Annotated in this window: 15 protein-coding genes; 11 read left to right on the top strand and 4 right to left on the bottom strand. The window is 68.9% G+C overall.

Annotated features, from left to right (window positions below):
• Positions 1–3: 3 nt before the first annotated feature.
• From ACJ512_RS04835 to ACJ512_RS04850, 4 genes are read left to right on the top strand one after another with little or no spacing between them, the layout of a single operon-like run.
• Positions 4–1,632, top strand: a complete 1,629-nt coding sequence (locus tag ACJ512_RS04835) for an acyl-CoA dehydrogenase family protein (RefSeq protein WP_407687641.1) — start codon at positions 4–6, stop codon at positions 1,630–1,632.
• Positions 1,633–1,640: 8 nt separating this feature from the next.
• Entirely contained in the window at positions 1,641–2,579 is a 939-nt protein-coding gene (locus tag ACJ512_RS04840) for a crotonase/enoyl-CoA hydratase family protein (protein ID WP_407687640.1), read from the top strand.
• Between the two features lie 3 nt (positions 2,580–2,582).
• A complete protein-coding gene (locus tag ACJ512_RS04845; protein WP_407687639.1) occupies positions 2,583–3,305 on the top strand; it encodes a PaaX family transcriptional regulator C-terminal domain-containing protein in 723 nt (240 codons plus the stop codon).
• Positions 3,302–4,069, top strand: coding sequence for a crotonase/enoyl-CoA hydratase family protein (locus tag ACJ512_RS04850; RefSeq protein ID WP_407687638.1), 768 nt, complete (start codon positions 3,302–3,304; stop codon positions 4,067–4,069). Before ACJ512_RS04845 ends, ACJ512_RS04850 begins: the two co-directional genes overlap by 4 nt.
• 4 nt (positions 4,070–4,073) lie before the next feature.
• On the opposite strand, the gene ACJ512_RS04855 is transcribed toward ACJ512_RS04850, so the two are convergent.
• Both ACJ512_RS04855 and ACJ512_RS04860 read right to left on the bottom strand, forming a co-directional pair.
• Entirely contained in the window at positions 4,074–4,559 is a 486-nt protein-coding gene (locus ACJ512_RS04855; RefSeq protein ID WP_407687651.1) for a DUF3060 domain-containing protein, read from the bottom strand.
• Positions 4,560–4,613: 54 nt separating this feature from the next.
• Positions 4,614–4,991: a DUF3060 domain-containing protein gene (locus tag ACJ512_RS04860; protein WP_407687637.1), complete on the bottom strand. Its 378-nt coding sequence runs from the start codon at positions 4,989–4,991 to the stop codon at positions 4,614–4,616.
• 141 nt (positions 4,992–5,132) lie between these two features.
• Here ACJ512_RS04860 and ACJ512_RS04865 point away from each other — a divergent pair, with 141 nt between their 5' ends.
• From ACJ512_RS04865 to ACJ512_RS04895, 7 genes are all read left to right on the top strand, one after another.
• Positions 5,133–5,789, top strand: a complete 657-nt coding sequence (locus ACJ512_RS04865) for a TetR/AcrR family transcriptional regulator (RefSeq protein ID WP_407687636.1) — start codon at positions 5,133–5,135, stop codon at positions 5,787–5,789.
• 257 nt (positions 5,790–6,046) lie between these two features.
• The gene (gene rpsL / locus ACJ512_RS04870) at positions 6,047–6,421 is read left to right on the top strand and encodes a 30S ribosomal protein S12 (protein WP_007167812.1); all 375 of its coding nucleotides are present in this window, start codon (positions 6,047–6,049) and stop codon (positions 6,419–6,421) included.
• Positions 6,421–6,891, top strand: coding sequence for a 30S ribosomal protein S7 (gene rpsG / locus ACJ512_RS04875; protein WP_044509806.1), 471 nt, complete (start codon positions 6,421–6,423; stop codon positions 6,889–6,891). The genes rpsL and rpsG overlap by 1 nt, the downstream gene beginning before the upstream one ends.
• 83 nt (positions 6,892–6,974) lie before the next feature.
• Positions 6,975–9,080, top strand: a complete 2,106-nt coding sequence (fusA, locus tag ACJ512_RS04880; RefSeq protein ID WP_407687635.1) for an elongation factor G — start codon at positions 6,975–6,977, stop codon at positions 9,078–9,080.
• Between the two features lie 110 nt (positions 9,081–9,190).
• Entirely contained in the window at positions 9,191–10,381 is a 1,191-nt protein-coding gene (tuf, locus tag ACJ512_RS04885; RefSeq protein WP_407687634.1) for an elongation factor Tu, read from the top strand.
• 149 nt (positions 10,382–10,530) lie between these two features.
• Positions 10,531–11,349 carry a mycofactocin-coupled SDR family oxidoreductase gene (locus tag ACJ512_RS04890; RefSeq protein ID WP_407687633.1) on the top strand — a complete coding sequence of 273 codons (819 nt, stop codon included), beginning with the start codon at positions 10,531–10,533 and terminating at the stop codon, positions 11,347–11,349.
• 25 nt (positions 11,350–11,374) lie between these two features.
• Complete coding sequence (locus ACJ512_RS04895; protein ID WP_407687632.1) at positions 11,375–12,547, top strand: NAD(P)/FAD-dependent oxidoreductase; 1,173 nt, start codon at positions 11,375–11,377, stop codon at positions 12,545–12,547.
• 28 nt (positions 12,548–12,575) lie between these two features.
• On the opposite strand, the gene ACJ512_RS04900 is transcribed toward ACJ512_RS04895, so the two are convergent.
• Positions 12,576–13,622, bottom strand: a complete 1,047-nt coding sequence (locus ACJ512_RS04900; protein WP_407687631.1) for a DUF2332 domain-containing protein — start codon at positions 13,620–13,622, stop codon at positions 12,576–12,578.
• A complete protein-coding gene (gene mftR / locus ACJ512_RS04905) occupies positions 13,619–14,212 on the bottom strand; it encodes a mycofactocin system transcriptional regulator (protein WP_407687630.1) in 594 nt (197 codons plus the stop codon). The genes ACJ512_RS04900 and mftR overlap by 4 nt, the downstream gene beginning before the upstream one ends.
• Positions 14,213–14,244 lie beyond the last annotated feature (32 nt).

Consider the following 14,244-nt stretch of genomic DNA (forward strand, 5'->3'; position numbering starts at 1 on the left):
GGCATGTCAGACACCCATGCCGTCACCAACCAGGTTCCGCCCCTGGAGAACTACAACCCCGCCGCTCTCCCGGTCCTCGTGGAAGCGCTTGTCCGCGAGGGTGGGCAATGGGGGTTGGACGAGGTCAACGAGGTCGGCGTACTGTCCGGATCCGAACAGGGGCAGCGCTGGGGCGAGCTGGCCGAACGCAACCGGCCGATCCTGCACACCCACGACCGGTACGGGTTCCGCGTCGACGAGGTGGAGTACGACCCGGCGTACCACGAGTTGATGCGCGCCGCGATCGCCCACGGTCTGCATGCCGCGCCCTGGGCCGACGAACGTCCGGGCGCTCACGTCGTTCGTGCGGCCAAGATGTCGGCGTGGAACTGCGAGCCCGGCCACGTCTGCCCGATCTCGATGACCTATGCCGTCGTTCCGGCGCTGCGCCACAACCCGGAACTGGCAGCGGTCTACGAGCCGTTGCTCACCAGTCGCGACTACGACCCGGAACTGAAACTGGCCACCTTCAAGCCGGGTATCACCGCGGGTATGTCGATGACGGAGAAGCAGGGCGGCTCCGACGTCCGTGCCGGAACCACCCAGGCCACCCCCAACGGTGACGGCACCTACAGCCTCACCGGTCACAAGTGGTTCACCTCGGCGCCGATGTGCGACATCTTCCTGGTGCTGGCGCAAGCACCGGGCGGGTTGTCGTGTTTCCTGCTGCCCCGCATTCTTCCCGACGGAACCCTCAACCGGATGTTCCTGCAACGACTCAAGGACAAGCTGGGCAACCGCGCCAACGCCTCCAGCGAGGTCGAATACGACGGCGCGGTGGCGTGGCTGGTGGGGGAAGAGGGCCGCGGCGTCCCGACCATCATCGAGATGGTCAACCTCACCCGGCTGGACTGCACCCTGGGCAGCGCGACCAGCATGCGCACCGGCGTGACCCGCGCGGTGCACCACGCCCAGCACCGGAAAGCCTTCGGCGAGTACCTGATCGACCAGCCGCTGATGCGCAACGTCCTCGCCGACCTGGCGGTCGAGGCCGAGGCCGCAACCATGGTCGCGATGCGGATGGCCGGCGCCACCGACAAAGCGGTGCGCGGCGACGAGACCGAGGCGCTCTTCCGCCGGATCGGCCTGGCGGCCAGCAAGTACTGGGTGTGCAAACGTTCCACCCCGCACGCCTCCGAGGCGCTGGAATGCCTGGGCGGCAACGGATACGTCGAGGAGTCCGGGATGCCGCGGCTGTTCCGCGAGGCGCCGCTGATGGGGATCTGGGAGGGTTCGGGCAACGTCAGCGCGCTGGACACGCTGCGTGCCATGGCGACTCGCCCCGAATCCGTCGAGGTGCTCTTCAGCGAACTCGAGAACAGTGCCACCCAGGACGCGCGGCTGCGCACCCACGTCGAGCGTCTGCGCAGTGAGTTGGGCGACCTCGACACCATCGGTTACCGCGCCCGCCAGGTCGCCGAGGACATCTGCCTGGCTCTGCAGGGCGCATTGCTGGTGCGCCACGGGCATCCCGCGGTCGCCGAGGCCTTCCTGACCACGCGGCTCGACGGTCACTGGGGCGGCGCTTTCGGCACCATGCCCGCCGGGCTCGACGTCTCACCCATCCTGGAGCGCGCGCTGGTCAAGGGTTGAGTCGCAGCATGACTCACGCAATCAGGCCGGTCGACTTCGAGGACCTGAAGACAATGACCTACGAGGTCACCGACCGGGTCGCGCGGATCACCTTCAACAGGCCCGACAAGGGCAACGCGATCGTCGCGGACACCCCGCTGGAGCTGTCCGCGCTGGTCGAGCGTGCCGATCTCGATCCCGGCGTGCATGTGATCCTGGTGTCCGGTCGCGGGGAGGGTTTCTGTGCCGGCTTCGACCTGTCCGCCTACGCCGACCGGACCGGCTCGGCCGGCGGCAGCAGCGCATATGCGGGCACTGTGCTCGACGGCAAAGCGCAAGCCATCAACAGCCTGCCCAACCAACCGTGGGACCCGATGATCGACTACCAGATGATGAGCCGCTTCGTGCGCGGCTTCTCGTCCCTGATGCACGCCGACAAGCCGACGGTGGTCAAGATCCACGGCTACTGCGTGGCCGGCGGCACCGACATCGCGCTGCACGCCGACCAGGTGATCGCGGCCGCCGACGCCAAGATCGGCTACCCGCCGACGCGGGTGTGGGGCATCCCGGCGGCGGGCCTGTGGGCGCACCGGCTCGGTGACCAGCGCGCCAAGCGGCTGCTGTTCACCGGCGACTGCATCACCGGCGCGCAGGCCGCCGAGTGGGGTCTGGCGGTCGAGGCGCCGGAGCCCGAGGACCTCGACGAGCGCACCGAACGACTCGTACAGCGGATCGCCGCGGTCCCGGTCAACCAGCTCATCATGGCCAAGCTCGCACTGAATTCCGCACTGCTGCAACAAGGTGTGGCCACCAGCAGGATGGTCAGCACCGTGTTCGACGGGGTGGCCCGGCACACCCCGGAGGGGCACGCGTTCGTCGCCGACGCGGTCGAGCACGGCTTCCGCGACGCGGTCCGGCATCGCGACGAGCCGTTCGGCGACCATGGCCGCAAAGCCTCCGGGGTGTAGCCGATGCCGAACATGACGGCCCGCTCGGTGGTGCTGTCCGTGCTGCTGGGCGCCCATCCCGCCTGCGCCACCGCCGGTGAACTGATCGGGCTGACGGCCGATTTCGGCATCAAGGAGACCGCGCTGCGGGTGGCGCTGACCCGCATGGTCGGCGCCGGGGACCTGATCCGCTCCGCCGAGGGCTACCGGCTCTCGGAGCGTCTGCTGGCCCGCCAGCGCCGGCAGGACGACGCCATGCGCCCGCGAACCCGGGCCTGGCGCGGGGACTGGCTGACGCTGATCGTCACCACCGTGGGCACCGATGCCCGCTGCCGGGCCGCCCTGCGAACAACCATGCACCACAAACGCTTCGGCGAGCTTCGCGAGGGGGTGTGGATGCGGCCGGACAACCTGGACCCGGACCTCGGGCCCGACACGCTGGGCCGGGTCCGGGTGCTCAGGGCGCGCGACGATGCGCCCGCCGAGTTGGCCCGCGCGCTGTGGGACCTGCCTGCGTGGTCGGCGACCGGTCATCGGCTGCTCGACGAGATGGCAACCGCGGCAGACGTTCCGGGCCGGTTCATGGTGGCCGCGGCGATGGTGCGCCACCTGTTGACCGACCCGGTGCTGCCCGGCGAACTGTTGCCGGGCGAATGGCCCGGCGCCCGGTTGCGGGCCGCCTACCACGACTTCGCGACCGAGCTCTCCAAACGGCGCGATACAACCCGACTGGTGGAGGTGAGATGAGCGATCCCGTGCGGGTGGAGCGCAACGGCGCTGTGACGACGGTGATCATCGACCGACCCGCGGCGCGCAACGCGGTCAACGGCCCGACCGCCGCCGCGCTGTACGCGGCGTTCGACGAATTCGACCACGACGACTCGGCGTCGGTGGCAGTGCTGTGGGGTGACGGCGGAACCTTCTGCGCCGGAGCCGATTTGAAAGCCTTCGGCACCCCCGAGGCCAACGCCGTGCACCGCAGCGGTCCCGGCCCGATGGGGCCGACGCGCATGGTGCTGTCCAAGCCGGTGATCGCCGCGGTCAGCGGCTACGCCGTCGCGGGGGGCCTGGAGCTGGCCGTCTGGTGCGACCTGCGAGTGGCCGAGGAGGACGCCGTGTTCGGGGTGTTCTGCCGGCGCTGGGGCGTTCCGCTGATCGACGGGGGCACCGTGCGACTGCCCCGGCTGATCGGGCACAGCCGTGCGATGGACATGATCCTGACCGGCCGCGCCGTGGCCGCCGACGAGGCACTGGCGATCGGGCTGGCCAACCGGGTCGTGTCCAAGGGCCAGGCCAGGCGGGCCGCCGAGGAGTTGGCGGCCCAGCTCGCCGCGCTGCCGCAGCAGTGCCTGCGCTCGGACCGACTCTCGGCGCTCCACCAATGGGGGGCAACGGAATCCGAGGCGCTGGACTTCGAGTTCGCCAGCATCTCGCGCGTCGCCGCAGAGGCCAACGAAGGGGCCGGGCGGTTCGCCGCGGGCGCCGGCCGGCACGGCGCCCCGGACGGCTAGCGAGTCAGCTACCCTGCTTGACGGTGTTGCCCGGGCCGATGTCGTCCACCTTCGGGCTGCCGGCCTTGTAGGTGACGGTGTTGTTGAGGCCCACCACGCTGATGCGGGTGTTGACCTTGTCGAAGGTGATCGTGTTGCTCGCCCCGCCGATGGTCACGGTCTCGCAGGTGCCGGTGACGGTGAGCGTGTTGTTGGAGCCGCCCACGTTCAGCGATTTCCCGTCACCGCAGTCCAGGGTGGCCGTCGTCCCCATGGACCCGTAGTTGAGCGTGTTGCCGATCTGGACGGAGGCAGTGGTGCTGCCGCTGCTCGTGCTCGTCGGCGCGGCCCCGCCACTCGTCGTCGAGGCCGGGCTGCTCGACGTCGTCGAGGTGGAGGTTCCGGGCGGGTTGGCCGTGGAACTGCAACCCGCCAGCACGACGGCGGCGACGGCCGGGGCGAGGGCGAGCGCACCCAGGCGAAGGGAGTGGTCGGTGAAGTCGGCGCGCATCGCTGCTGGGTTCTCCTCGCTCGTTGACGGCATGTGGATGGCAGTCGCTGTGGCTCAGGCGGGCACCTGCTGGAGACGGTTTACCATGCCCAGTTCACGGCCGCGGTCCCACAGGAACGGCGCGCCGTTGTGAAAGAACACCGTCTCGTCGGAGCCGTAGACGGTGATGTCGTGGGTGACCGTGTCCGCGACGACGGTGTTGCCCGAGCCCATGACGGTCACCGCATAGCAGGTCCCCAACGCGGTGACGACGTTGCGGTTGCCGTTGACGAGCAGCGTCGCATCGTTGCAATCCACCGTCTGCTCGACGCCCTCCCCGATGACATGGGTGTCGCCGTTCTTGGCCTGCGCGGCCGGGGCCGGCGCGGCGGGGACGGCGGCGAGGGTGACGACGCAGGTCGCCAGCGACCCGGCGACGGCTGTCCAATTCACTGCGGGCCCCCTTTGCGACGGGTGAATCTGCACGACTGAGACTACGTGCAGTCGGCACTCCGATGGCAGGGTTATCTGCATTTACCGCGCCCCACTAGAGTCATTAGTCGACCCCAGTCAGCGCGATCGAAGGGCATCCGCATGGCAGCTCAGCCGGAACCGCCGTCGGCGGCCGGGCGCCAGCGGGCCGGCAAGTCCGCCTCCCGCCCGGCGAAGCTGAGCCGGGAGGGCATCGTCGACGGCGCGCTGGCGTTCCTGGACCGGGAGGGCTGGGACTCGCTGACCATCAACGCGCTTGCCACACAGCTGGGGACCAAGGGCCCCTCGCTGTACAACCACGTGGACAGCCTCGAGGACCTGCGCCGCGCGGTGCGGATCCGGGTCATCGACGACATCATCATGATGCTGAACCGGGTCGGTGAGGGGCGGGCCCGCGACGACGCGGTGTTGGTCATGGCCGGCGCCTACCGCAGCTACGCGCACCACCACCCCGGGCGGTACTCGGCGTTCACCCGGATGCCGCTGGGCGGTGACGACCCCGAGTACACCTCCGCGACCAGGAGTGCGGCCGCACCGGTGATCGCCGTGCTGACCTCCTACGGCCTCGACGGCGAGGAGGCGTTCTACGCGGCGCTGGAGTTCTGGTCCGCCCTGCACGGGTTCGTGCTGCTGGAGATGACCGGCGTCATGGACGAGATCGACACCGACGCGCTGTTCTCCGACATGGTGCTGCGCCTGGCGGCGGGCCTGGAAAAGCGCACCGCGGGGCACGCCGCACCGGAGGGTGCCCGAGGGTGACGGCCGCCGCTTTGACCTGCCAGACCGGCGGCGGGTATCGTGGAAGCTCGTGCCTGGCGGCTTACGGCGCCTGACGTAAGTAAAGGGATGCCGGGCAAATTCGCATGTCCACGGCGCACCCGGAGAAATCCGCTGCCGGAAGCGTGCGACACACCCGGACGCGGGGTAGTGCGGCCGGACATAACTGCAGTACGACGACTTGAAGAACGCCCGCGAGACCGAAACACCTCGAACGCTCAACACAGAAAGCCTCCTAGATGCCAACCATTCAGCAGCTGGTCCGCAAGGGCCGCCGGGACAAGATCGCTAAGGTCAAGACCGCGGCCCTCAAGGGCAGCCCGCAGCGTCGTGGCGTGTGCACCCGCGTGTACACCACCACCCCGAAGAAGCCGAACTCGGCGCTTCGGAAGGTCGCGCGCGTGAAGCTGACGAGCCAGGTCGAGGTCACGGCCTACATCCCCGGCGAGGGTCACAACCTGCAGGAGCACTCGATGGTGCTGGTGCGTGGTGGCCGGGTGAAGGACCTGCCGGGCGTGCGGTACAAGATCATCCGCGGTTCGCTGGACACCCAGGGCGTCAAGAACCGCAAGCAGGCTCGCAGCCGCTACGGGGCCAAGAAGGAGAAGAGCTGATGCCGCGCAAGGGACCCGCGCCCAAGCGTCCGTTGGTCAACGACCCGGTCTACGGGTCGCAGCTGGTCACCCAGCTGGTGAACAAAGTTCTGCTGCAGGGGAAGAAATCCCTGGCGGAGCGCATTGTCTACGGTGCGCTCGAGCAAGCCCGTGACAAGACTGGCACCGACCCCGTCATCACGCTCAAGCGCGCGCTCGACAACGTCAAGCCCGCCTTGGAGGTCCGCAGCCGCCGCGTCGGTGGTGCGACCTACCAGGTGCCCGTGGAGGTGCGTCCGGACCGGTCCACCACACTGGCGCTGCGCTGGCTCGTCAGCTTCTCGCGGCAACGGCGCGAGAAGACCATGATCGAGCGGCTGGCCAACGAGATCCTCGATGCCAGCAACGGCCTCGGGGCCTCCGTCAAACGGCGCGAGGACACCCACAAGATGGCCGAGGCCAACCGCGCCTTCGCGCATTACCGCTGGTAGGAGCCGGAACCGGCGCCGATTGGCGAAAGTGGCCGGGCGCAACCAAGACAGCGAACTAAGCAATCGAAAGTGGGAAGACTTCTGTGGCACAGAAGGACGTGCTGACCGATCTGACCAAGGTCCGCAACATCGGGATCATGGCGCACATCGACGCCGGCAAGACGACGACGACCGAGCGCATCCTCTACTACACCGGCATCAGCTACAAGATCGGTGAGGTCCACGACGGCGCGGCCACGATGGACTGGATGGAGCAGGAGCAGGAGCGGGGGATCACCATCACCTCCGCCGCCACCACCTGCTTCTGGAACGACAACCAGATCAACATCATCGACACCCCCGGCCACGTCGACTTCACCGTCGAGGTGGAGCGCAGCCTGCGCGTGCTCGACGGTGCCGTCGCCGTCTTCGACGGCAAGGAAGGTGTCGAGCCGCAGTCCGAGCAGGTCTGGCGGCAGGCCGACAAGTACGACGTGCCGCGGATCTGCTTCGTCAACAAGATGGACAAGATCGGCGCGGACTTCTACTTCTCGGTGCGCACCATGGAGGAGCGCCTGGGCGCCAACGCCATCCCGATCCAGCTGCCGATCGGCTCAGAGGGCGACTTCTCCGGCGTCGTCGACCTGGTCGAGATGAAGGCCAAGGTGTGGAGCGCCGAGGCCAAGCTCGGCGAGAAGTACGACGTCGTCGAGATTCCCGCGGACATGCAGGAAAAGGCCGAGGAGTACCGCACCAAGCTGATCGAGGCCGTCGCGGAGACCGACGAGGCGCTGCTGGAGAAGTACCTCGGCGGCGAAGAGCTGACCGTCCCCGAGATCAAGGCCGCGCTGCGCAAGCTGACCATCAACTCGGAGGCATACCCGGTGCTGTGCGGCAGCGCCTTCAAGAACAAGGGTGTCCAGCCGATGCTGGATGCGGTCATCGACTACCTGCCCTCGCCGCTGGACGTGCCGCCGGCCGTCGGGCACGCGCCGGGCAAGGAAGGCGAGGAGATCACCCGCCGGCCGTCGACCGACGAGCCGTTCTCCGCGCTGGCGTTCAAGGTCGCCACCCACCCGTTCTTCGGCAAGCTGACCTACGTCCGTGTCTACTCGGGCACCGTCGAGTCCGGCAGTCAGGTCATCAACGCCACCAAGGGCAAGAAGGAGCGGCTGGGCAAGCTGTTCCAGATGCACTCCAACAAGGAGAACCCGGTCGAGCGGGCCAGCGCGGGGCACATCTACGCGGTGATCGGGCTCAAGGACACCACCACCGGTGACACCCTGTGCGACCCCAACGACCAGATCGTGCTGGAGTCGATGAGCTTCCCCGATCCGGTCATCGAGGTGGCCATCGAGCCCAAGACCAAGAGCGACCAGGAGAAGCTGAGCCTGTCGATCCAGAAGCTCGCCGAGGAGGACCCCACCTTCAAGGTGCACCAGGATGCGGAGACCGGCCAGACCGTGATCGGCGGCATGGGCGAGCTGCACCTGGACATCCTGGTGGACCGGATGAAGCGCGAGTTCAAGGTCGAGGCCAACGTGGGCAAGCCGCAGGTCGCCTATAAGGAGACCATCAAGCGGACGGTCGACAAGGTCGAGTTCACCCACAAGAAGCAGACCGGCGGGTCGGGCCAGTTCGCGAAGGTGTTGATCAGCCTCGAACCGTTCCACGGCGAAGACGGTGCGACCTACGAATTCGAGAACAAGGTCACCGGTGGGCGCATCCCGCGCGAGTACATCCCGTCGGTGGACGCCGGAGCCCAGGACGCCATGCAGTACGGCGTGCTGGCGGGCTACCCGCTGGTCAACGTCAAGGTCACCCTGCTCGACGGCGCCTTCCACGAGGTCGACTCGTCGGAGATGGCGTTCAAGATCGCCGGTTCGCAGGCGCTGAAAAAGGCTGCCGCACAAGCGCAGCCGGTCATCCTGGAACCGATCATGGCCGTCGAGGTCACCACGCCCGAGGACTACATGGGCGACGTGATCGGCGACCTGAACTCCCGCCGTGGCCAGATCCAGGCCATGGAGGAGCGGGGCGGTTCGCGCGTCGTCAAGGCGCACGTGCCGCTGTCGGAGATGTTCGGCTACGTCGGCGACCTGCGGTCCAAGACCCAAGGCCGAGCGAACTACTCCATGGTTTTCGACTCGTACGCCGAAGTGCCGGCGAACGTGTCGAAGGAGATCATCGCGAAGGCGACGGGTCAGTAAACCCTCACGGGGAGTAACCTTGCCGGGTCACTGCAATGCCTTGGGCGCGGCACAACTGAAAACATCAACATTGCTTTAACGAGCACCAACAAGTCCAGGAGGACACAGAAGTGGCGAAGGCGAAGTTCGAGCGGACGAAGCCGCACGTCAACATCGGGACCATTGGTCACGTTGACCACGGCAAGACCACGCTGACCGCGGCGATCACCAAGGTGTTGCACGACAAGTACCCCAATCTGAACGAGTCGCGTGCATTCGACCAGATCGACAACGCGCCCGAGGAGCGTCAGCGCGGCATCACGATCAACATCTCCCACGTGGAGTACCAGACCGAGAAGCGCCACTACGCGCACGTCGACGCCCCCGGCCACGCCGACTACATCAAGAACATGATCACCGGCGCGGCGCAGATGGACGGCGCGATCCTGGTGGTCGCCGCGACCGACGGCCCGATGCCGCAGACCCGCGAGCACGTGCTGCTGGCCCGCCAGGTCGGTGTGCCCTACATCCTGGTCGCGCTGAACAAGGCCGACGCCGTGGACGACGAGGAGCTGCTCGAGCTCGTCGAGATGGAGGTCCGCGAGCTGCTGGCCGCCCAGGAGTTCGACGAGGAGGCCCCGGTCGTGCGGGTCTCGGCGCTCAAGGCGCTCGAGGGCGACGCCAAGTGGGTCGAGTCCGTCGAGCAGCTGATGGACGCCGTCGACGAATCCATCCCGGACCCGGTCCGCGATACGGAGAAGCCGTTCCTGATGCCGGTCGAGGACGTCTTCACCATCACCGGCCGCGGCACCGTGGTCACCGGTCGTGTGGAGCGCGGCGTGATCAACGTCAACGAGGAAGTCGAGATCGTCGGCATCCGGCCGTCGACCACCAAGACGACCGTCACCGGTGTGGAGATGTTCCGCAAGCTGCTCGACCAGGGCCAGGCCGGTGACAACGTCGGTCTGCTGCTGCGTGGCATCAAGCGCGAGGACGTCGAGCGCGGCCAGGTCGTGACCAAGCCCGGCACCACCACGCCGCACACCGAGTTCGAGGGCCAGGTCTACATCCTGTCCAAGGACGAGGGCGGCCGGCACACGCCGTTCTTCAACAACTACCGCCCGCAGTTCTACTTCCGCACCACCGACGTGACCGGTGTGGTGACGCTGCCGGAGGGCACCGAGATGGTGATGCCCGGTGACAACACCAACATCTCGGTGAAGCTGATCCAGCCCGTCGCCATGGACGAGGGGCTGCGGTTCGCGATCCGTGAGGGTGGCCGCACCGTCGGCGCCGGCCGGGTCGTCAAGATCAACAAGTAGTCCGGTAGCACAGCGGCGCTCATCCGACAGGGTGGGCGCCGCTGTGCGTTGCAAGATCATCTCCGAGATCTGATCCGCCGATTAACTAGAACACGTTCCAGTTTCGCTGCTAGCCTGGCTGCTGCGACAGCGCGGCGAAAGGGGCAGACGTGGCGGGATCACTGCAGGGCCGGGTGGCGTTCGTTACCGGCGCGGCGCGCGGTCAGGGCCGGTCGCACGCGGTGCGGCTCGCCGCCGAAGGCGCCGATGTCATCGCGCTCGACATCTGCGCGCCGGTGTCGCCCAGCGTGACGTACACGCCGGCGACGCCGCATGACCTCGCCGAAACCGTCCGCCTGGTCGAGGCCGAGGGTCGCAAGGTGCTGGCCCGCGTGGCCGACGTCCGCGACGACGCCGCGCTGCGGCAGCTGGTGGCCGACGGCGTCGAACAGTTCGGCCGCCTGGACGTCGTGGTGGCCAACGCCGGAGTGCTGGGCTGGGGCCGGGTCTGGGAGCTCACCGACGAGCAGTGGGACACGGTCATCGGGGTCAACCTGACCGGCACCTGGCGGACCCTGCGCGCCGTCATTCCCGCGATGATCGAGGCGGGCAACGGGGGCTCGATCGTGGTCGTCAGCTCGGCGGCGGGGGTGAAGGCCACGCCCGGCAACGGCCACTACTCGGCCAGCAAGTTCGGCCTGACCGCGTTGACCAACACGCTGGCGATCGAGCTGGGCGAGTACGGCATCCGGGTCAACTCCATCCACCCGTACTCGGTGGACACTCCGATGATCGAGCCGGAGGCGATGATGGAGATCTTTGCCAGGCATCCGGCCTTCGTGCACAGCTTCCCGCCAATGCCGTTGCAACCCAAGAGCTTCATGACGGCCGACGAGGTGGCCGACGTGGTGGCCTGGCTCGCCGGGGACGGCGCGGGCACGCTGTCGGGAACCCAGGTCAACGTCGACAAGGGCGCCTTGAAGTACTGATCGACGGGCGTGGTAAGAACACCACGTGACTGAACAGGGCATCGTGATCGTCGGGGGCGGGCTTGCCGCGGCCCGGACGGCCGAGCAACTGCGCCGGTCGGAATACACCGGGCGCATCACGATCGTCAGCGACGAGGGGCACGTGCCCTACGACCGCCCGCCGTTGTCCAAAGAGGTGCTGCGCAAGGAGACCGACGACGTCGCGCTCAAACCGCGCGAGTGGTACGACGAGAACGACATCACGCTGCGGCTGGGTTCGGCCGCCACCGGCATGGACACCCACGCGCAGACGGTGACGCTGGCCGACGGGACCGCGCTCGGCTACGACGAGCTCGTGATCGCGACCGGCCTGGTGCCGCGGCGCATCCCGGCGTTCGGAGACCTCGAGGGCATCCGCGTGCTGCGCTCGTTCGACGAGAGCATTGCGCTGCGCGAGCACGCCTCGCAGGCCCGGCACGCCGTGATCGTCGGCGCTGGCTTCATCGGCTGCGAGGTCGCGGCCAGCCTGCGCAGCCTCGGGGTCGAGGTGGTGCTGGTCGAGCCGCAGCCGACGCCGCTGGCGTCGGTGCTCGGCGAGCGGATCGGCGAACTGGTGGCCCGGCTGCACCGGGACGAGGGGGTCGACGTGCGCCTCGGGGTGGGCGTGGCCGAGGTGCGCGGGCAGGGCCACGTCGAGACCGTGGTGCTGACCGACGGCACCGAACTGCCGGCCGACCTGGTGGTCGTCGGCATCGGATCGCGTCCGGCCACGGACTGGCTGGCCGGCAGCGGCGTCCAGGTGGATAACGGCGTGATCTGCGACGCGGCCGGGCGCACCACCGCGCCGAACGTGTGGGCGCTCGGCGACGTCGCCTCGTGGCGCGACGCGACGGGACACCAAGCGCGCGTTGAGCATTGGAGCAACGTGGCCGACCAGACGCGGGTCGTGGTGCCGGCGATGCTGGGCCGGGAGGAGCCCTCGACGGTCGTCGTCCCGTACTTCTGGAGCGACCAGTACGACGTCAAGATCCAATGTCTGGGGGAGCCGCAGGCCACCGACACCGTCCATCTCGTGGAGGACGACGGCCGCAAGTTCCTCGCCTATTACGAGCGCGACGGGGTGCTCGTCGGGGTGGTCGGCGGCGGCATGCCCGGCAAGGTCATGAAGGCCCGCGGCAAGATCGCCGCCGGTGCGCCCATCTCCGAAATGCTCGGCTAGCGAGCGGTTTTCGCGCTCGCTGTTGGCCCTAGTGCCAGGTCACGGGCGCGCCGTGCGGATGGCACTGCCCCAGGACCGCGAGCCGGCCACCCGGCCAGCGGCGGGCCCGCACCAGGAACCGGAACCCGGAGCCGGACCAGTCGCGCGCGGGTTCCATGGTGAGGTGGGCGAACGGCGCACGCTCGTCGGCGCGATCGGCCAGCGCGCTGACCCCCTCGCACACCGCCCGGCGCTCGTCGGCGCCCAGGTACTGCCAGACGATCGAATGCCACAGCACCGTCAGCGCGCCGTCCGCCAGGGTCAGGCCGGCGACCGCGTCGGCCGCCGTGCGGCGCTCCAGCCGCGCCGGGACGGCCCGGGCCACCGCGATGGCGCCGCGCAGCCGGTCCAGCCGGGCGCCCTGGTCGGGCCAGACGTAGCTCAGCAGGGTCGCTTCCCCGTCGGCTGCGCCGACGTCGACGGGGGCGATGTCGTATCCGTGGCGCTCGACGATGTCGAGCGCGCGCAGGGGCGGCGGCCGGCCGCGCCAGGCGTCGTCGATCGTCACCGGCGAGTCCGCCGGTCCCCACTGCCCGCTCGCGAAGCGGTAGCGGTAGCGGTCGGCGCGCAGGTTCAGGCCAGCGCTCGTGCCGATCTCGAAAAGCCTTATCGGCAAGCCCGATTCGTGACCGATGCACAACAGCCCGCCGAGCAGCGCGGCGGACCGGCCGACCTCGTTGGTCTGGGGCGGCCGTTGCAGGCCGGCCCGCAGCGCATCGACGTGGGCCGCGGCGGCGAGCACGATCTCGGGCCAGGCGGCATCGGCTACCCACGCGCCGCCGGTGCTGGGGTACCAGCGGCGCAGCGCGGGCGCGCGGCCGTCGAGAACCAGCCGGTGCAGCGCGCCGAGCAGTCGCAGCGGCATCGCGTCGCGCGACGGGTCGCTTTCGTGTCCGGCCAGCACGGTCGCGAACACGCCGCCGGATTCGACGTCGCGGGCCACCAGCTCCAGCAGCTCGCCGTACATCGGTGAGCCCAACTCGGCGCAGAAGCGCCCCTGGGCCCGCAACGTGTGCGGCAGGCGTCCGGGGGTCACGTGTCCAGCCTTGCCAGCCCGGCGCCGACCGCGTCGAAGGCGTTGCCCAGCGCCACGGGCAAGGGCACCGATTCGTCGGCCAGCCAGTGCTCGTAGGCGGCCAGCGCCACCCCGAGCATCGTCCAGGCGACGGTCTGCGGCAGCAGGTCGGTCGCCTTGGCGCCCAGCCGGCGGGCCACGAACCCGGCGATCACCTCCCGCCAGCCGGCGTACATCGTCATCGAATATGCTTGCAGCTCCGCAGTTTCCAGGATGACCCGCATCCGCTGGCGGTGCCGTGCGGTCTCCGAGGCGTCGAAGGTGTTGAACGCCAGCAGTGCCGCCCGCAGCGTCTCGCCCAGCGGCGCCGACCGGTCGGCGCCGTCGAGCAGGTCGCGCAGGTGCGCGAGGTGGGTGTCGAAATCGCCCCAGGGGATCGCGTTCTTGGAGGCGTAGTAGCGGAACACCGTGCGGCGCGCGATGCCGGCGGCCTGCGCGACGTCGTCGACGCTGACCTCGGCGAAACCGCGCGCGGTGAACAGCTCGATGGCGACGTCGGTGATGTGGTGCGGGGTTGTCGAGCGGCGCCGGCCGACCCGGGACTGCGGCATCGTCGGACCCGCCCTTCCATTTCGGCACTCGA

The organism is Mycobacterium cajalii, assembly GCF_045809005.2.
GTDB lineage: Bacteria > Actinomycetota > Actinomycetes > Mycobacteriales > Mycobacteriaceae > Mycobacterium.

Coding starts and splice junctions, on each gene's coding strand:
- ACJ512_RS04835 (WP_407687641.1), top strand. CDS start 4: ATGTCAGACACCCATGCCGTCACCAACCAGGTTCCGCCCCTGGAGAAC.
- ACJ512_RS04840 (WP_407687640.1), top strand. CDS start 1,641: ATGACTCACGCAATCAGGCCGGTCGACTTCGAGGACCTGAAGACAATG.
- ACJ512_RS04845 (WP_407687639.1), top strand. CDS start 2,583: ATGCCGAACATGACGGCCCGCTCGGTGGTGCTGTCCGTGCTGCTGGGC.
- ACJ512_RS04850 (WP_407687638.1), top strand. CDS start 3,302: ATGAGCGATCCCGTGCGGGTGGAGCGCAACGGCGCTGTGACGACGGTG.
- ACJ512_RS04855 (WP_407687651.1), bottom strand. CDS start 4,559: ATGCGCGCCGACTTCACCGACCACTCCCTTCGCCTGGGTGCGCTCGCC.
- ACJ512_RS04865 (WP_407687636.1), top strand. CDS start 5,133: ATGGCAGCTCAGCCGGAACCGCCGTCGGCGGCCGGGCGCCAGCGGGCC.
- rpsL (WP_007167812.1), top strand. CDS start 6,047: ATGCCAACCATTCAGCAGCTGGTCCGCAAGGGCCGCCGGGACAAGATC.
- rpsG (WP_044509806.1), top strand. CDS start 6,421: ATGCCGCGCAAGGGACCCGCGCCCAAGCGTCCGTTGGTCAACGACCCG.
- mftR (WP_407687630.1), bottom strand. CDS start 14,212: ATGCCGCAGTCCCGGGTCGGCCGGCGCCGCTCGACAACCCCGCACCAC.